The sequence below is a fragment of the Janthinobacterium sp. FT14W genome, from assembly GCF_009208755.1.
GTDB lineage: Bacteria > Pseudomonadota > Gammaproteobacteria > Burkholderiales > Burkholderiaceae_D > Janthinobacterium > Janthinobacterium violaceinigrum.
Genome location: NZ_WFLL01000015.1, coordinates 22,135 through 39,129 on the forward strand (window position 1 = coordinate 22,135; position 16,995 = coordinate 39,129).

Below are 16,995 nucleotides of genomic sequence, written 5' to 3' on the forward strand. Positions count from 1 at the left end.
ACTATGCGCCCATCTTTTGTTGAGAAAAATACCGTTTACATCAAATCATATTTGATCCACAAGCAAGTAATGTAATGAGCCGGCAGGAAATCGGGGAAAATTCGCGGCAGACTCTTGCATTCCCGTTTTGGTCTGCTATAATTCGCCACCTTGGCCTGGTAGCTCAGTCGGTAGAGCAGAGGATTGAAAATCCTTGTGTCGGTGGTTCGATTCCGCCCCGGGCCACCAAGAATATGTTTTACGTTCAAAAACGCCACCTTCGGGTGGCGTTTTTGTTTGTGGCGCCGTTTGTGCAGCACACAAAAACGGGCCGTTTCCGGCCCGCTCGCTACCATCATCCGGCGCACCTGGCGCCGGGCAATCCCCCTCTTACCACATCAAATCATCGGGAATCTGGAACGCCGCGTATGGATCGTCCTCGTCCACTTCGGTGCTGGCCTGCTTGACGCGCACGACGATGGCGGGGTCGCGTTCGGCGATCTTGTCGGCGATGATGCGCGGCACCAGTTCCACGGCGCCGCCCAGGCAGACGATCACCAGGCGGCCCGCCACCAGGTGGGCCTGCACGGCGGACGTCACGTAGATGCGCTCGATCTTGTTGTTGAACGTGAAGTTGTACGGCACGTCGCCGTTGTTGCCCTTGCTCTGGCGGTTCTTTTGCACCATTTGCGCGATCTGCGCCACGATGGCCTTCTGGTTTGCGGCCGCGTCGCGCTGGGCGTTCAGTTCACGCGCGCGCTCGGCGTTCTTGCGCTGGGTCTCGAGCGCGGCCAGGCGCACCTCGTCGACACTCTGCGTGCCGCTCTTGCGCTCGTCCTTCTTTTGCTTGCTCTTGTCCTGGTTGGCCAGTTTGACCTTTTTCTTGTCGACCAGGCCGGCCTTTAAAAACTGCTCTTGCAACGAGACCATAACTACTCCGTATTGAGGGTGCGCCGGCCAAGGCAGCGGCATCGGCCGGTGGAAAGACGCTAGCATAGCAAAAAACAGGGCCGCTGCCGCCGGCTGCATGCCTGCCCGGGCCCGCCGCTGGCCGCTGTACGCGTGGCAGTAACAAAAAGACACACTCGATTGGAAATCTTGTTGATAAATGTCATATAGTTAGTTACGTTCTGCATATCGGCAATGCGTTGCCGATTGCATGTCCCTTCCATCGCCTGCGTCTACAAGGATTTGCCATGAAACAATTAATCGCCCTCTGCATCGCTGCCGCGTTTGCCAGCACCGCCTTTGCCGCCGCACCGGAAGCGGCCCCTGCCGCCAAGACGGCGCAACAGTCGAAAATGACCACCTGCAATGCCGATGCCGCCGGCAAGAAAGGCGATGAGCGCAAGGCCTTCATGAAGGAATGCCTGAGCGCCAAGCCGGCACCGGCCATGACGCAGCAAAACAAGATGAAAACCTGCAATGCCGATGCCAAGGACATGAAGGGCGATGCCCGCAAGGCCTTCATGAAGGAATGCCTGAGCGCACCGAAAAAATAAGCGCCGCACGCACCGCCTGCAACGCCAGCCCTGGAGCTGGCGTTTTTTTTCGCCCATGGCAGGAAGCCAGGCCGGGCAATCATGCCGAATGATCAAGATGACACGTTGAACGATAACGCGTAATATTTTTCCTTACTGTTCAGCTCGGCAACACAGTTCCCTGGTGAAAGGACGGCAGCGTGGCGGCGTCGAACGATCTCGCGCACTGGCGCGGCCAGATTTTTGCGCGCCTGCTCCAGGCGGTGCTGGTGCTGGGCATCGTCACGGCCATTCCCAGCGCCCTGCTGGCCGCGCGCGAAGCTATCTGGTCCATAGTCATCCTCGACGTGCTGGCCATCGCCTGGATCGCCGCCATCTGGCACTGGCGGACAACGCCCTACCGCTGGCGGGTGGCGCAATTCCTGTTGATCGCCTTCATCGTCGGCGTCGGCCTGCTGCTGAAAATCGGCCCCATCAGCCAGATCTACATGATGGCCATCCCCGTGCTGGCCGCATTGCTGCTGGGCATGCAACCAGCCCTGTGGGGCCTGGCACTGACCTCGCTGACCCTGTTCGTGCTGGGCCTGCATCCCGACGTGGCCCTGCACATGCACGGCGTGCCCGACTCGCCCGTGCTGCGCGCGCTGATCATCGCCTTGAACTACCTGTTCATCGCCGCCGTCCTGACCCTGTCCTGCGCCTTCCTGCTGCGCCACCTGGAGCACGCGCTGGACCGTCTGCAGGCCAGCGCGCTGTCGCTGGAACACAGCAGCGTCGTCCTGTCGGCGCTCAATGCGGAGCTGCGCTTGACGGCCACGGCCGTCGCCCGCCTGAACGACATGGTGATGATCGCCGAAGTGGCCGCCGCACCGCCCAGTCCCGGTGCGGTGCCGGCCACGCGCATCATCTTCGTCAACGACGCCTTCGAGCGCAGCAGCGGCTATGCGCGCGCCGAGGTGCTGGGCCGCAGCCTGCTGTTCCAGCAGGGCCCCGCCACCGATGCGGGCGAACTGGCGCGCATCGCCGCCGCCCTGGCCAGCGCCCAGCCGGCCCGGGCGGAACTGCTGAACTACAACAAGGCCGGCAAGGCCTACTGGGTGGAAGCGGAACTGGTGCCGTTTACGGATGCGGACGGCAGGCAGACGCACTGGGTGGCCGTCGAGCGCGAAATCGACGAGCGCAAGAAATCGGAGGCGGCCATCCACCGCCTGGCCTTCTATGACGTGCTGACGGGCTTGCCCAACCGGCGCCTGCTGATGGACCGCATCGCCCACCTGCTGGCCGCCGCCCCGCGCAACCAGCAGATCAGCGCGCTGATGTTCATCGACCTCGACCACTTCAAGCACATCAACGACGCGCGCGGCCACGCCACCGGCGACGCGCTGCTGCGCCTGGCCGGCGAACGGCTGGCACTGCTGATGCGCAAGGCCGACACGGTGGCGCGCCTGGGCGGCGACGAATTCGTCGTGCTGCTGGCCCACCTGGCCGAGGACCTGCACGGCGCCGCCCATGCGGCGGCCCTGGTGGCCGAAAAGATCCGCGCCGCCATCGCGCGCGACTTCGAGATCGGCGCGCAGTCGTATCATTGCAGCGCCAGCATCGGCGTGACCCTGCTGCCGAAAGAAGGCCAGCAGGCGCACGACCTGCTGCGCGAGGCGGACATCGCCATGTACCGCGCCAAGGCGGAGGGACGCAACGGCATCGCCTTCTTTGAAGCGGCCATGCAGGCGGGCGTGGAACGCCGCCTGACCCTGGAACGGGCGCTGGCGCGCGCCCTCGACACGGGCGAACTGCGCATGCACGTGCAGCCCCAGGTCGACCGCAACGGCCGGGTGTCGGGCGCCGAAATGCTGATGCGCTGGCCGCAGGCGGACGGCACGCACATCGCGCCGGGCGTGTTCATTCCCATCGCCGAGGAATCGGGGCTGATCGTCAGACTGGGCCACTGGGCCCTGCGCGAAGCGTGCCGCGCCGCCAGCCTGCTGGCGCAGGCGGGCTCGCCCGTCGCCGTCTCGGCCAACGTCAGCCCGGCCCAGTTCCGCCAGCCCGACTTCGCCGCCCGCGTGCAGGCGGCCCTGGCCGAACACGGCACGCCGGCCGGCGCCCTGATCCTGGAACTGACGGAAGGCCTGCTGATCGACCAGCGCGACGCCTCGCTGGCGCGCATGCGCGACCTGGCGGCCCTGGGCATCCGCTTTTCCATCGACGATTTCGGCACCGGCTATTCCAGCCTCGCCTACCTGACCTCGATGCCGCTGTACGAACTGAAGATCGACAAGCGCTTCATCGACGACACGCCGCGCGACACGGCCATCGTGCAAGCGATACTGGCCATGGCGCGCCACCTGGGCTTGCGCGTGGTGGCCGAAGGCGTGGAAACGCAGGAGCAGGCCGACTTCCTGATCGCCCACGATTGCGACGGCTTGCAGGGCTATCTGTATGCGCGGCCCATGCCCCTGCCCGACTTCATGGCCTGGCTGGCCGGCCGGCATTAGCTTTACGGCATTTCCCCCACGAAACTCCTCCGCTAGAATACCGGCCTTGTCGCCCTGCACCTTCACCGCCTTTCCTGTAAAGTGATCTCCGATGCGTCTGGTTCTTCCCCTGTTGGCCCGTCCCCTTCTGCTCACCCTGTTGGCCGCCGCCCTGCCCGCCACCCATGCGGCCCCTTCCACCACCGCCCCCACGCCCATCACCCTGGAGCAGGCCATGGCCGATCCCGACTGGATCGGCACGCCAGTCGAAGCGGCATGGTGGGGCTGGAATGGCCAGCTGTATTACAAGCAGAAGCGCCTCGGCTCGCCCCTGCGCGACACGTTCCAGGTCGCCGGCGCGAACGCCAGGCTCAATAGCGGCAAGAAAATCGACGACGCGCAACTGGCCAACCTCGATGGCCAGCAGATGGTCGTCAACCGGGCCGGCACGCGCGCCATCCTGCTGCGCAACGGCGACCTGTTCGAGCGCGACATGAAAAGCGGCGCCCTGACGCAGATCACGCGCGGCGTCTCCGCCATCAGCGACCCGCAATACTCGAGCGACGGCGGCGCCGTGCAATACCGCAGCGGCACCGACTGGTTCAGCTGGAACCGGCTTGACCGCCTGAGCGCCCCCGTCGCCCTGCTGCGCGCGGCCAAGGACCCGGACGCCAAGCCGGAAGCGGACGCCCTGCGCGAACTGCAGCTGCGCCTGATCGTCAACCTGGCGCGCCAGAAGGAAGACCGCGACACGAGCCGCGAGCGCCGCCACGAAGAGCGCCGCCTGGACAGCACGCGCGCGCCGGAGCCGATCTACCTGGGCGAGAAAGTCACGATCTCGGGCAGCGCCCTGTCGCCGGACGGCCGCTGGCTGCTGTTCGTCACGCAAGACAAGGCCGCCGAGAAGGGCAAGCTGGGCAAGCTGGCCCGCTACATCACGGAAACGGGCTACCCGGAAGCGGACGACGAGCGCACGCGCGTGGGCCGCAACATGCCCGTCGCGCAAAGCCTGAAACTGGCCGACCTGCGCACGGGCCAGGTGCGCGAGATCGCTGTCGACAATCTGCCCGGCATCGCCGCCGACCCGCTGGCCTCGCTGCGCGCCGAACAGAAGCTGCCGCCGCTGAAAGGCAACCGTCCCGTGCGCGTCGACGCCCAGCGCGACGGCATCGCCTGGACCGACGACGGTTCCAAGGTGGCCGTGCGCATCCGCGCCATCGACAACAAGGACCGCTGGATCGCCAATGTCGACCTGGCCAATGGCACCCTCGTGCCCGTGCACCGCGTCAGCGACGCGGCCTGGGTCAACCGCCGCGCCGACGAATTCGGCTGGCTGCCCGACAACGCCACCCTGTGGTATCTGTCCGAGGAAAGCGGCTACGCCCACCTGTACGCGAAGACGGGCGCGGCCCCCGCGCGCGCGTTGACCAGCGGCAAGTGGGAAGTGAGCAATGTGGAATGGAGCCCCGACGGCAAGCATGCGTATTTCATGTGCAATCCGCAGGCGCCGGGCACGTATGAAGTGTGCGCCAGCACGGCCAAGGACGGCGGCGCGCGCGAAATCACGCAGCTGAAAGGCGTGGAAAACTTCGGCCTGTCGCCCGATGGCGGCAAGCTGCTGCTGCGCTATTCGACCAGCTATATGCCAGCCCAGCTGGCCACGGTTGCCGTCTCGGGCGGCAAGGCCAATCTCCTGACCGATACGCGCAGCGAAGCCTTCAAGGCACGCAACTGGGTCATGCCGCAACTGGTGCAAGTGCCGTCCACGCATGGCGCGGCGCCCGTCTGGGCCAAGCTGTACCGTCCAGCCCAGCTGCAAGCGGGCAAGAAATATCCCATCGTCATGTTCGCCCACGGCGCCGGCTACCTGCAGAACGTGACCGAACGCTACCCCGTGTATTTCCGCGAGCAGATGTTCCACAACCTGCTGGTGGAGCAAGGCTACATCGTGCTCGACGTCGACTACCGCGCCTCGCTCGGTTACGGCAGCGCCTGGCGCACGGCCATCTACCGCCAGATGGGCCACCCGGAACTGGAAGATTTCATCGACGGCGCCAATTGGCTGGCACAGCAGCACCAGGGCGACATCCGGAACGTGGGCATCTACGGCGGCAGCTACGGCGGCTTCATGAGCCTGATGGCCCTGATGCGCGCGCCGGACGTCTTCAAGTCGGGCGCCGCGCTGCGTCCCGTGACGGACTGGACGACGTATAACCACGAGTACACGGCCAACATCCTGAACACGCCGGACGTCGATCCGCAAGCGTATCGAGTCTCGTCGCCGATCGAATACGCGGACAAGCTGACGGGCAACCTGCTGATCGCCCACGGCATGATCGACGACAACGTGTTTTACCAGGATTCCGTGCGCCTGTCGCAGCGCCTGATCGAGCTGAAAAAGGATAACTGGGAAATGGCCAGCTATCCGATGGAGCGCCACGGCTTCGTGCAGCCGGAAGCGTGGTATGACGAGTACCGCCGCATTTATCAATTGTTCCAGCGCACGCTGAAGTAAAAACTGGGGTCAGACCCCCGCCTGCGCTAGCGTCAAGCTTTGCGTTAACTGTGTTGGGGGTCTGCCCCCAAACAACCGCTCAGTCAAACGGCAGGGGCCGCGGCGTCGTGTCCGACGATGGCGGCAGGACCGGCAGCACGATGTGCGGCTGCTTGCCCGTCAGGGTCTTCAGGAAGGCCACCAGCTTGGCGTTCTCGTCCGGCGTAAAGGTGCGGCCCAGCTGCAGCCGGCCCATCACGTCGACGGCTTGCGTCAGGGTGGCCGCCTCGCCATCGTGAAAGTAGGGATACGTCAGTTCCACGTTGCGCAGGGTGGGCACCTTGAAGCTGAAACGGTCCGCATCCTTGCCCGTCACGGCCGAACGCCCCTCCGCCGTCATCGCCGTCTGGTACGGCTCGACGACGCCCATCTTCTGGAAGGTGTTGCCGCCCACGGCGGGGCCGTTATGACAGGCGATGCAGCCGCTGGACTTGAACAGCTGGTAACCGGCCAGCTCGTCTTTCGTCAGCGCGCTTTTCTTGCCCGACAGCCATTGGTCGAAGCGGGAACCGGGCGTCACCAGCACTTCCTCGAAGGCGGCGATGGCGCGCGTGACTTGCTCGATGCTCAGCTTGTCCTGGCCAAACACCTGCCTGAATTCCGCGCGGTAGGCGGGAATCGAGGCCAGCACGTCGATGGCCAGTTCATGCGTGAACGCCATCTCGCCGGGATTGGCGATGGGACCTCCCGCCTGCTCCTGCAAGTCCTTGGCGCGGCCATCCCAGAATTGCGCCACGTTCATGCTGGAGTTGAGCACCGTGGGCGAGTTGATGGGACCGCGCTGCCAGTTGTGGCCGATCGAGGTCTTGATGTTATCGGTGCCGCCCATGCTCAGGTTATGGCAGCTATTGCAGGAAATAAAGCCGGAACGCGACAGGCGCGGGTCGAAAAACAGTTTTTTGCCCAGCTCGACCATCGCCGGATTGGCCACCTTGGCGGCCGTGATCGGCTGGATCGGCTCCCTTTCGGCGGCGTGCAGCACGTTGCCGAAAGTCAGGCTGGCGAGGAAGAGGAAGGGGGATAAGATGCGGCGCATGGTCTAACTCCTGGAAACATTCCCGAATCGGCGGCAGGCGCCGGCGGGGGAATGCAGCACGCCGGCCCGGTTGCCACCCGTACATCGCTGATTGGATGTTGATTTATATTAACTTTGACGAGTTGATAATGAAAATGACCGGGATCAAGGATAGGCCAACCTACGAATCGTGCTTGCCATTTGGGCAAGCTTGGCACATGATGAGGGCATGCACACGCCAACCTCCCCCACCCTGTTACCGCTGCTGCGCGCCGCCTGCGCCGCCATCGTGCTGCTGGCCGCCAGTGCCTGCGGCAGCCCTCCCGCACAAGATGCGCCGCCCGCCCCCGGCAATGCCGGCTTGCTGGCGCAAATCCAGGCGGAAGCGGGCAATGCTGCCTGCGATTCCACCCAGCAATGCCAGACCATCGCCATCGGCGCCAAGGCCTGTGGCGGGCCCGAGCGCTACCTGGCCTGGTCCAGCAAGGAAAATGACGGCAGGAAACTCAAGGCCTTGGTCCAGGCGCACGCCGAGGCGAGCCGCAAGCAGCAGCAGGCGGACGGCATGATGTCCACCTGCTCCATCGTCACGGACCCGGGCGCCACGTGCCAGGCGGGACGCTGCGTGCTGCAAAAGAGCGGCCTGGGCGGCAGCTCGGCCATGTAAAAAAGCCGCTGCTCCAGCGGCTTGTGAGGTGCTGCAACGGTTCAGTCAAAGCTGCAATTGCAAGGTCTTCACGATCTTGCTTTCCACTTTCTCGCCCGCGCCCGAGGTGGTGTTCCGGCTCTCCTTGCGCAACAACAATAAACGGTCGCCTTGCACGCCATACTGGCGCGTCTCGTCCGTCTTTTGCGTAAAGCTGACGACGACAAAGGCGCGCCCGCTGACGTCGATGTGGAACTGGCTGGCCAGCGGCGTGCCGTCGGCCGCGATCCACACCTCGATGCCGCCGTCGAACTTCTTCACATATTTGCGGTCCTTTTCCGGCACCTTGTCGAGCGACAAGGTAAAACTGAGCAGGCGCGCCGGCTTGCCCTTGTAGCTGTCGGCCTTCTCGCTGCTGAACACGGCTTCATCGATTTCGCGCGACAGGGCGCCTGCCGCCGACACCATGGCCCGCAATTCCGTCGCCTTCATTTCCCCCAGCGCAAAGCCGATCGGCGTCTTGACCTTCGGGTCTTTTACCTTGGCACGCTGCTCGGCGTCCACTTTTGCCAGCAAATCCTTGCCGTAGAGAACTTGCAAGCCCGCCGGCCCGCTCTCGACAGCCACCGTGGCCTGGCCGCTATCCTCTTCCGCCTCCTTGCCCTCACCCTCCTTGCGCCAGCTTTTCGATTCCACCTGGGCCTTGACGGGCGAAAGCCCCTGCAAGCGCGCCAGCGCCGCATTCAAATCGGCCAGACCATCGGCCCGCGCCGTTCCGCACACCATACTGAACAAGCCGGCCACCGCCAGCCACTGCACGCCATCACGTCCTTGCATCGCCGTATCCCCATGTCGCATATGAATGCCAAAACACCATGTTTTGGCCATCTGTTGCATTTGAACACAGCTTCCTCTGGTCAGGTGGAATCTCTTTCTGCTATAATTCGCCGCCTTGGCCTGGTAGCTCAGTCGGTAGAGCAGAGGATTGAAAATCCTTGTGTCGGTGGTTCGATTCCGCCCCGGGCCACCAAGAATAGAAAAAACGCCACCTTCGGGTGGCGTTTTCTTTTGTCCGGCACCGCCGCAACACCATACGCGCGACTTTTTTCTGTCGCCGCTGAATCCCTTGTGCGAAAATGCCCCTCCCCCTGGATGGTGCGCATGATGACAAAACTCGCCGCAATCATAACTGGAATGACACTGCTGCTGGCCGCTTGCAAGCCCGCAGCCACGGCACCTGCGCATGATATTCCTGCGGCAATGAGCGAGACCGCGACCACCTTGCTGCAGTCGAAACTGCTGCACGCGACCTCGATTGCCGTCGTTTATCGGGGCCAGGAATTCATTCTGCATCAAGGCGAGCTGGAGACCGGCAAGGCCAATCCGCCGAACGACACGACGCTGTATGAAATTGGCTCAGTCAGCAAGACTTTTGCGGGCCTGCTGCTGGCGAACGCCGTGCTCGATGGGAAGGCGTCGCTCGACGATCCCATACAAAAGTATTTGCCGGCCGCCTACCCGAACCTGCAGTCGCAGGGCCAGCCCGTGCGCTTGCGCCATTTGATCACGCACACCAGCAATATGCCGGGCATGCTGCCATTGCAGGTGAACACCGTCTTGAAGGATTTCACGGCACATGCCACGCCGGCAAAGCTCAATGCAGCCTACGCCGGCTACGGACAACGGCAATTCTGGCAGGACTTGCACACAGTCAGCCTCAACGGCCCGTTGGGCAAGGACTACGCATATTCAAGCGCCGGTACCGAACTCGTTGCGCACGCTCTCGAAACCATCTACGGCATGCCCTATGAAGTCCTGCTCACGCAATTGCTCGCGCGCGAAGCCGGCATGCACGATACCCGGCTGAGCCTCGCAGCCAGCGATAGCGGCCGGCTGGCGCCCGGCTACCACAGCGACAATCCCGTCATCACGACACCGATGCCGCAACTCCCATGGGGAGCGGCCGGCAACCTGAAGTCGACCATGCCGGACATGGCGAAATACCTGCGCCTGCAATTGAGCACCCATCCCGCGGTGGTCGAATCGCACAAGCCGCTGGTGCGCTTTCAGGACGACTTCAGCATAGGTTACTTCTGGAACATCGGCACGAACGGCCAGCTGGGCACGCATTATGTACACCATGGCGGCGTGCCGCGTGCGCAAGGCTACGCCTACCTCGTTCCCCGATATCAGCTCGGGGTCTACATCATCACCAACCAGAGCGGCGATGCTACCGCCGGCGCCATGGAAAGCGCGCTCGCGCATATTTTCGACACCGTGGCGTCCATGGAAAGCGCGCAGTAGGCCGGACCTTGTTTGGAAAATCCTTGTGCCGGTGCGCCGATTCCGTCCCCGGCCACCGGGAATTCAACAGCACATTCAGCAAGCCATAGCAAAAAGGGCAACCTTCAGCCTGGTTTTTTTCATCGGCACTGTCACGCTGCCGGGCGTCACCCCTATGCGCAGTACCGCACAGTAACGTTCGCCAGATCGGCCTATCCTGTAGCTATTACACAGGGAGATATCGCATGCTCAAGATTGCTCTGCTGGTGGTCCTGCCGGGCCTGGCTTTACTGTTCGCCGTCGCCCCCCTGCGCCGCGCCCTGATTACGCCGCACCTGCTCGCGCTGTTCAAGCGCATCCTGCCCACCATGTCCGACACGGAGCGCGACGCCCTCGAGGCGGGCACCACGTGGTGGGATGCCCAGCTGTTTTCCGGCCGGCCCGACTGGCCCAGGCTGCTGGCCTATGGACCGGCCGCGCTCAGCGCCGGGGAGCGCCACTTTCTCGAGCACGACGTCGAGCGGCTGTGCGAACTGGTCGACGACTGGGAAACCCAGCAGACACTCGACCTGCCGCCCCAAGCCTGGGACTACCTGAAGGCGCAAGGCTTCCTCGGCATGATCATCCCGAAACAATACGGCGGCAAGCAATTCTCCGCCTACATGCATTCGCAAGTGGTGATGAAGCTGTCGAGCCGCTGCTCGGCGCTGGCGGTGACCGTGATGGTGCCCAATTCGCTGGGGCCGGCCGAACTGCTGCTGCACTACGGCACCGAAGAACAGAAGGATTACTACCTGCCGCGCCTGGCCGCCGGCACGGAGATCCCCTGCTTTGCGCTGACCAGCCCGTATGCGGGTTCCGACGCGGCCGCCATTCCCGACCTGGGCGTGGCGTGCATGGGCATGCATGAAGGGAGACCGACCCTGGGTTTCCGCCTCACCTGGAACAAGCGCTACATCACCCTGGCGCCCGTGGCCACCTTGCTGGGCCTGGCATTCCAGACCAGCGATCCCGACCATTTGCTGTCCGACAACGATGCACCGGGCATCACCTGCGCGCTGATTCCCGCCAGCCACGACGGCGTGGTGATCGGCCGGCGCCACCATCCGCTCAACGCCGCCTTCCAGAACGGGCCCACGTCGGGCCACGACGTCTTCATTCCCATCGACTGGGTCATCGGCGGCCAGGCGCAAGTGGGGAAAGGTTGGCGCATGCTGATGGAATGCCTGGCGGCCGGGCGCGCCATTTCGCTGCCCTCCTCCAGCGTGGGCATGGGCAAGATGGCCGTGCGCGGCACAGGCGCGTATGCGGCCGTGCGGCGCCAGTTCAACATGCCAATCGGCAAGTTCGAAGGGGTGCAGGAAGCGCTGGCCCGCATGGGCGCCAACCTGTACCTGATGGATGCGGCGCGTACCCTGGCCGCGCACGCCGTCGACCTGGGCGAAAAACCGGCCGTCATTTCCGCCATCGTCAAATACCACGTCACGGAACGGGGACGCGCGCTCGTCAATGACGGCATGGATATCCTGGGCGGCAAGGGCATCTGCATCGGCCCCGGCAATTTCCTGGCCAGCGCCTACCAGCAGATTCCCATCGCCATCACGGTGGAAGGGGCCAACATCCTCACGCGCAGCCTGATCATCTTCGGCCAGGGCGCCATCCGCGCGCATCCGTACGTGCTCAAGGAAATGGCCGCAGTGCAGGAAAGCGACGGCCGCAAGGCCGTGCGCGATTTCGATGCGGCTTTCTTTGGCCACGTGGGCTTCGTGCTGGGCAACCTGGCCAGAGGGCTGCGGTACGGACTGGGCGGCGCGCGCCTGGCGGCCGTGCCCGCCGCCGGCGCGCCCGCGCTGGCCCCCTACTACCGCGCCCTGACGCGGCTGTCGACGGCCTTTGCCGTCATGACGGATATGTCGATGTTCGTGCTCGGTGGCGAACTCAAGCGACGCGAACGGCTGTCCGCCCGGCTGGGCGATGTGCTGGCGCAACTGTACCTGGCCTCGTCCGTGCTGAAGCGCTACGAGGACGATGGGCGTCCGCCAGCCGACCTGCCCTATGTGCACTGGTCGCTGCAGGATGCGCTGCTCAAGGCGCAGCAAGGCTTGACGGGCGTGCTGGACAATTTCCCCGCGCGCGTGCTGGCGGTGCTGCTGCGCACGCTGCTGTTCCCCTTCGGCCTGCCCCATCGTCCGCCCTCGGACGAACTGGGCAGCGAGGTGGCGCTGGCCCTGCAAACGCCGGGCGCCGACCGCGAGCGCCTGCTGGCCGACGGCCATGTCGCCAGCGAGGGCAGCCACGGCGGCGATCCGCTGGCCTGCGCCGAGCGGGCGCTGGCCTTGCTGCCGGACGTGCTGCACATCGAAAAACGCCTGAAAGACACGCCCGAAGGCACGGCCCTCAGGCACCTGCCGCAAAGCCTGTCCGCCATGCAGCAGTGGCTGGCTTCGGCCAAGGCGGCAAGCTCCGTCAGCTGCCAGGAACACAACACCTTGCTGGAATTTGCCCGCCTGGTCGATGGCCTGATCCAGGTCGATGATTTTCCGCCTGCTGCGGCGCCTCAGGCACAGGGCGGCAGCGCCGTGCAGCGCCTGGATGGGAAACCGGCTGGCGAGAGCCGCGCGGCCTAGGCCTGGCGGCTTTGCGACCTATACTGGATGGAGCGGGCGCGGTGCCCGCACCGTTCAGAAAGGAGTCGATCATGACGCGCAAATTCATCGATTGCCGGGAGTTTCCAAGCGACACGCATTGCTCGGTGGCCATCTCGGCCGACAGCGAGGAAGAGCTGCTGGGCATCGCCGTGGAACACGCCGTCTCGGTACACCATCACCACGACACGCCGGAACTGCGCCAGCAACTGCGCCACTTGTTCAAGGACGGCATGCCACCCGAACACTTGCCCATGACGGGGCAGGCCGGCAGCAGCGCCAGCGGCGCCGTGCACACGCATTAGTGCGTGCCGAGCGCGCGCAATGGCCCGTTCAGGACGCCAGCTTGCGGGCAGGCGCCCTGATGTCCAGGCCCAGCACGAGCGGCACCAGGGCGGCGTAGACGACGAGCACCGACAGCCAGACCGCGCCGGGCCAGTGCGCCCGCACGCCAAAATAAATGCTGGAAAACATCAGCGGGCACAGCACGGATGCGAGGCTCACGGACGAGGCCAGCACGCCCTGGAACTGGCCTTGCCGGTCGTCCGCAACCTGGCGCGTGGCCAGCGACTGCAGGGCCGGCGCGCCGATGCCGCCCAAGGCAAACACGGGCATGATGGCGAAGATCATCCAGCTGCGCGTGGCAAAGGCCATGACGAGCAGCGCCACGCAGGCGCACACGACACCGGCCAGGATGGTGGCGCGCTCGCCCAGCAGTTTGACGGCCGGGCCGGGCAAGAAGGCCTGCGCCAGTGCCTGGCATACGCCAAAGGCACCCAGCGACAGGCCGATCCACAAGCCATTCCACCCGAACGCGTCGTGCCCCCACAGCGCCCAGCACACGCCATACACTTCGCCTGCCGCGCTGAAGGTAAAGAAGATGAAGGCAATGGGCAGCAAGCGCTTTTGCGACCAGACCCAGCGCAGCGGGCGCACGGGATTCAATGCCGCCAGGTCGATGTTCCCCTGTGTGGGCGGGCGGGACTCGGGCAGCATCAGCAACGCCAGCAGCAGGTTGCCGGCATTCAAGACTGCCGCCGCCATGAACGGCAGGCGCAGCCCGTAGTCGCCCAGCGCGCCGCCCAGCACGGGACCGATGATGAAGCCTGCGCCGAACATGGCATTGAGCAAGCCGAAGCGGCGCGCCCGCGTCGCCCCGGGAGAAATATCGGTGATGCAGGCCGTGGCCACGGAGACGTTGGCGCTCGTCCCCCCCGCGATGGCGCGTCCCAGCAGCAGCATCCACAGGCTGGGCGCAAAGGCCAGGAACAGGTAATTGACGGCGGCGCCCGCCAGCGAGACCAGCAGCACGGGGCGCCGGCCCAGGCGGTCGCTCAGCGCGCCCAGCACGGGCGCGAAGATGAACTGCATCAGCGCATACAGGGCCGTCATGACACCGATATACGGCGCCACATTATCGGCATGCGTGACGTCCCGCAGCAGCGCCGGCAGGATGGGGAAGACCAGGCCGATGCCGACGGCATCGAGCACGACCGTGGCAAAGATGACCGGCAGCGCCGCCATCGGAACAGGTTTTTTCATATACTTGATCCAAATATGTACTCAGTACATAAATAGTATGCCCAGCCTGGCTGCGCCGCCAAGCGTTATCTGTACTCAGTACACTTGGTGTATGATCGTGGCAACATGACGATTCCTGCCGACCTCCGCTCCCGCAAACGCCTTGCTACCCGGCAAGCCATCTCGAATGCCGCCACGCGCTTGTTCTTCGTGCGCGGCTTCGAGCAGGTGACGGTGGACGAGATCGCGGCGGCCGCCAGCGTGGGACGCATGACGGTGTTCAACCACTTCCCCCGCAAGGAAGACATGTTCTTCGACCGCGAGGAAGAGGGGCGCGAACTGCTGCGCGCGGCGCTGCGCCAGCGCGATCCCGCCATCGCGCCCATCGAAACCCTGCGCCTGCTGGCGCACCGGCTGGTGACCGAGGACAGCCCCTACGTCACGTTTTCCGCCGCCGGCCAGGGCTTCATTGCCACCGTCGAGGCCAGCGCTACCTTGAAAGCGCGGGCGCGGGCGATCCGCGACGAGCTGGCGCACGTGGTGGCGCAAGCGCTGACCGACGCCACGGGGCGCGATGCGAACGATCCCCTCGCCCACCTGGCGGCCAGCCTGCTGCTGGCCACCTGGAGCACCGCCCTCGTCGAGGCGCACCGTGCCTTCGCGCAACATGGCGATGCGCAACTGGCCAAGGCCGGCTTCCTGTCCCTGGTAGACCGCGGGCACGCGGGCTTGAACGCCGCCATGGCGGACACGCCCTACGCCTGAAGCGGCAGCCCCGTCGTTCAGGCGGCCCATCGTCTGTCGCAGCGCAGTCCTTCGCACTTCCTTGTTCCATTTGCCAGCACCTGGGCTTGCGTACCGTCTGGTGCCTTCCTATCATGAATCCACGCGCTGGCAAACGATGCATGCAGGCCGGCACGCGGGGACAGTCCTCCTGCTTTCCGTCACCATACCCATAACCGCATGCAGCCGCTGGGAGGTACACGATGAATACCTTGACGAACGGCCAGCTCAATGAGTTGCAAGCCTCATTGAGAGGGCAACTGTTACAAACGAACGACGCCGGCTATGACAGCGCGCGCGCCGTCTGGAATGCGATGATCGACCGGCATCCGGCCCTCATCGCGCGCTGCGCGGGCACGGCCGACGTGCGCGCGGCGCTGGCGTATGCGCGCGACCACGGCCTGCCCCTGGCCGTGCGGGGCGGCGGCCACAATATCGCCGGCAGCGCCCTGTGCAACGATGGCCTGGTGATCGACCTGTCGGGCATGCGCTCGGTGCATATCGATCCGCAACAGCGCCGCGCCCACGTCGAAGGCGGGGCCACCTTGCACGACTTCGACCACGAGGCCCAGGCGTTCGGCCTGGCCACGCCGCTGGGCATCAATTCCACCACGGGCGTGGCAGGACTGGCACTGGGCGGCGGCTTTGGCTGGCTCAGCCGCACGCTGGGCCTGGCAGCCGACAACCTGCTGGCGGCCGATGTCGTCACGGCCGACGGACAATTCCTGCATGCGAGCGCGACGGAGCATCCCGACCTGTTCTGGGCCTTGCGCGGCGGCGGCGGCAACTTCGGCGTGGTCACGCGCTTCGAATTCCAGCTGCATCCGGTGGGGCCGCAAATCACCGCCGGCCTCATCGTGTTCCCTTACGCGCAAGCCAAGGCGGTGCTGACGAAATACCGCGATTTCGTCGACGGCATGCCCGATGAATTGACCGTCTGGGCCGTCCTGCGCAAGGCGCCGCCGCTGCCCTTCCTGCCGCCGGAAATGCACGGCCAGGATGTGCTGGTCCTGCCCGTCTTTTCGCCCGTGCAATCTGCCGCCATGCAGGAGGCGATCGAGCGCATCGGCAGCTTCGGCCAGCCGCTGGGCATGCACGTGGGCGCCATGCCCTACGCGGCCTGGCAGCAGGCATTCGATGCCCTGCTCACGCCGGGCGCGCGCAACTACTGGAAATCGCATAACTTCACGCAACTCAGCGACGCGGCCATCGATACCGTCCTCCGCCATGCGGGCCGGCTGCCGACGCCGCAGTGCGAAATCTTCCTCGGCTTGCTGGGCGCGCAGGCGAGCCGGCCGGCGCCCCAGGATACGGCTTATCCGCACCGCGATGCCCTGTACGTGATGAACGTGCACACGCGCTGGGACGAGCCGGCCGATGACGCGCGCTGCATCGCCTGGGCACGCGACTTCTTCAACGACGCCGCGCCATATGCGACGGGCAGCGTGTACGTCAATTTCCTGACCGAGGATGAAAGCGGCCGCACGGCCGACGCGTATGGCGTGAACTATCCGCGCCTGGCGCACATCAAGCAGCAATACGATCCCGGCAACCTGTTCCGCGCCAACCAGAACATCTGTCCGGCCGCCTAGGCTGCCACGGCGCAGCGCCTTG

13 protein-coding genes and 2 tRNA genes are annotated in these 16,995 nt (G+C 64.9%); 11 read left to right on the forward strand and 4 right to left on the reverse strand.

What is annotated here, in order from left to right; translation table 11 throughout:
- Window positions 1–152 precede the first annotated feature (152 nt).
- Window positions 153–228 (forward strand) — tRNA-Phe (locus GCN74_RS12390).
- A 141-nt stretch (window positions 229–369) separates the two neighbouring features.
- On the opposite strand, the gene GCN74_RS12395 is transcribed toward GCN74_RS12390, so the two are convergent.
- A complete protein-coding gene (locus tag GCN74_RS12395; RefSeq protein WP_086140463.1) occupies window positions 370–909 on the reverse strand; it encodes a DUF2058 domain-containing protein in 540 nt (179 codons plus the stop codon).
- Window positions 910–1,175: 266 nt separating this feature from the next.
- On the opposite strand from GCN74_RS12395, the gene GCN74_RS12400 reads away from it, so the two are divergent.
- From GCN74_RS12400 to GCN74_RS12410, 3 genes are all read left to right on the forward strand, one after another.
- Window positions 1,176–1,481 (forward strand): PsiF family protein, encoded by a 306-nt coding sequence (locus tag GCN74_RS12400; protein ID WP_152256966.1) that lies wholly within the window; start codon window positions 1,176–1,178, stop codon window positions 1,479–1,481.
- A 179-nt stretch (window positions 1,482–1,660) separates the two neighbouring features.
- On the forward strand, window positions 1,661–3,955 hold the full coding sequence (locus GCN74_RS12405) for a putative bifunctional diguanylate cyclase/phosphodiesterase (RefSeq protein ID WP_152256967.1): 2,295 nt from the start codon (window positions 1,661–1,663) through the stop codon (window positions 3,953–3,955).
- Between the two features lie 91 nt (window positions 3,956–4,046).
- A complete protein-coding gene (locus GCN74_RS12410) occupies window positions 4,047–6,449 on the forward strand; it encodes a S9 family peptidase (RefSeq protein WP_152256968.1) in 2,403 nt (800 codons plus the stop codon).
- A gap of 79 nt (window positions 6,450–6,528) precedes the next feature.
- Here GCN74_RS12410 and GCN74_RS12415 read toward each other — a convergent pair whose 3' ends face one another.
- Entirely contained in the window at window positions 6,529–7,524 is a 996-nt protein-coding gene (locus tag GCN74_RS12415) for a cytochrome-c peroxidase (RefSeq protein WP_152256969.1), read from the reverse strand.
- Window positions 7,525–7,732: 208 nt separating this feature from the next.
- On the opposite strand from GCN74_RS12415, the gene GCN74_RS12420 reads away from it, so the two are divergent.
- Window positions 7,733–8,170, forward strand: coding sequence for a hypothetical protein (locus tag GCN74_RS12420; RefSeq protein ID WP_152256970.1), 438 nt, complete (start codon window positions 7,733–7,735; stop codon window positions 8,168–8,170).
- Between the two features lie 45 nt (window positions 8,171–8,215).
- On the opposite strand, the gene GCN74_RS12425 is transcribed toward GCN74_RS12420, so the two are convergent.
- The gene (locus GCN74_RS12425; protein WP_152256971.1) at window positions 8,216–8,986 is read right to left on the reverse strand and encodes a hypothetical protein; all 771 of its coding nucleotides are present in this window, start codon (window positions 8,984–8,986) and stop codon (window positions 8,216–8,218) included.
- Between the two features lie 117 nt (window positions 8,987–9,103).
- Here GCN74_RS12425 and GCN74_RS12430 point away from each other — a divergent pair.
- The 4 genes from GCN74_RS12430 to GCN74_RS12445 all read left to right on the forward strand — a co-directional run bounded on the left by GCN74_RS12430 (window position 9,104) and on the right by GCN74_RS12445 (window position 13,382).
- Window positions 9,104–9,179: transfer RNA gene (locus GCN74_RS12430), tRNA-Phe, on the forward strand.
- A 230-nt stretch (window positions 9,180–9,409) separates the two neighbouring features.
- On the forward strand, window positions 9,410–10,453 hold the full coding sequence (locus GCN74_RS12435; protein ID WP_193317059.1) for a serine hydrolase domain-containing protein: 1,044 nt from the start codon (window positions 9,410–9,412) through the stop codon (window positions 10,451–10,453).
- A gap of 224 nt (window positions 10,454–10,677) precedes the next feature.
- Window positions 10,678–13,059 (forward strand): acyl-CoA dehydrogenase, encoded by a 2,382-nt coding sequence (locus GCN74_RS12440; protein WP_152256973.1) that lies wholly within the window; start codon window positions 10,678–10,680, stop codon window positions 13,057–13,059.
- A 71-nt stretch (window positions 13,060–13,130) separates the two neighbouring features.
- On the forward strand, window positions 13,131–13,382 hold the full coding sequence (locus GCN74_RS12445; RefSeq protein WP_152256974.1) for a DUF1059 domain-containing protein: 252 nt from the start codon (window positions 13,131–13,133) through the stop codon (window positions 13,380–13,382).
- A gap of 28 nt (window positions 13,383–13,410) precedes the next feature.
- Here the strand turns inward: GCN74_RS12445 and GCN74_RS12450 are convergent, their stop codons facing one another.
- The gene (locus tag GCN74_RS12450) at window positions 13,411–14,619 is read right to left on the reverse strand and encodes a TCR/Tet family MFS transporter (protein ID WP_226939010.1); all 1,209 of its coding nucleotides are present in this window, start codon (window positions 14,617–14,619) and stop codon (window positions 13,411–13,413) included.
- Window positions 14,620–14,724: 105 nt separating this feature from the next.
- On the opposite strand from GCN74_RS12450, the gene GCN74_RS12455 reads away from it, so the two are divergent.
- The gene (locus tag GCN74_RS12455) at window positions 14,725–15,363 is read left to right on the forward strand and encodes a TetR/AcrR family transcriptional regulator (RefSeq protein ID WP_152256975.1); all 639 of its coding nucleotides are present in this window, start codon (window positions 14,725–14,727) and stop codon (window positions 15,361–15,363) included.
- 221 nt (window positions 15,364–15,584) lie between these two features.
- Complete coding sequence (locus GCN74_RS12460) at window positions 15,585–16,973, forward strand: FAD-binding oxidoreductase (protein WP_152256976.1); 1,389 nt, start codon at window positions 15,585–15,587, stop codon at window positions 16,971–16,973.
- Window positions 16,974–16,995 lie beyond the last annotated feature (22 nt).

Bases quoted from the DNA above. Each gene is read 5' to 3' on its own strand.
- GCN74_RS12460 (WP_152256976.1), top strand. From the start codon at position 15,585: ATGAATACCTTGACGAACGGCCAGCTCAATGAGTTGCAAGCCTCATTG.
- GCN74_RS12445 (WP_152256974.1), top strand. From the start codon at position 13,131: ATGACGCGCAAATTCATCGATTGCCGGGAGTTTCCAAGCGACACGCAT.
- GCN74_RS12425 (WP_152256971.1), bottom strand. From the start codon at position 8,986: ATGCAAGGACGTGATGGCGTGCAGTGGCTGGCGGTGGCCGGCTTGTTC.
- GCN74_RS12435 (WP_193317059.1), top strand. From the start codon at position 9,410: ATGAGCGAGACCGCGACCACCTTGCTGCAGTCGAAACTGCTGCACGCG.
- GCN74_RS12410 (WP_152256968.1), top strand. From the start codon at position 4,047: ATGCGTCTGGTTCTTCCCCTGTTGGCCCGTCCCCTTCTGCTCACCCTG.
- GCN74_RS12400 (WP_152256966.1), top strand. From the start codon at position 1,176: ATGAAACAATTAATCGCCCTCTGCATCGCTGCCGCGTTTGCCAGCACC.
- GCN74_RS12415 (WP_152256969.1), bottom strand. From the start codon at position 7,524: ATGCGCCGCATCTTATCCCCCTTCCTCTTCCTCGCCAGCCTGACTTTC.
- GCN74_RS12450 (WP_226939010.1), bottom strand. From the start codon at position 14,619: ATGAAAAAACCTGTTCCGATGGCGGCGCTGCCGGTCATCTTTGCCACG.
- GCN74_RS12420 (WP_152256970.1), top strand. From the start codon at position 7,733: ATGCACACGCCAACCTCCCCCACCCTGTTACCGCTGCTGCGCGCCGCC.
- GCN74_RS12455 (WP_152256975.1), top strand. From the start codon at position 14,725: ATGACGATTCCTGCCGACCTCCGCTCCCGCAAACGCCTTGCTACCCGG.
- GCN74_RS12440 (WP_152256973.1), top strand. From the start codon at position 10,678: ATGCTCAAGATTGCTCTGCTGGTGGTCCTGCCGGGCCTGGCTTTACTG.
- GCN74_RS12395 (WP_086140463.1), bottom strand. From the start codon at position 909: ATGGTCTCGTTGCAAGAGCAGTTTTTAAAGGCCGGCCTGGTCGACAAG.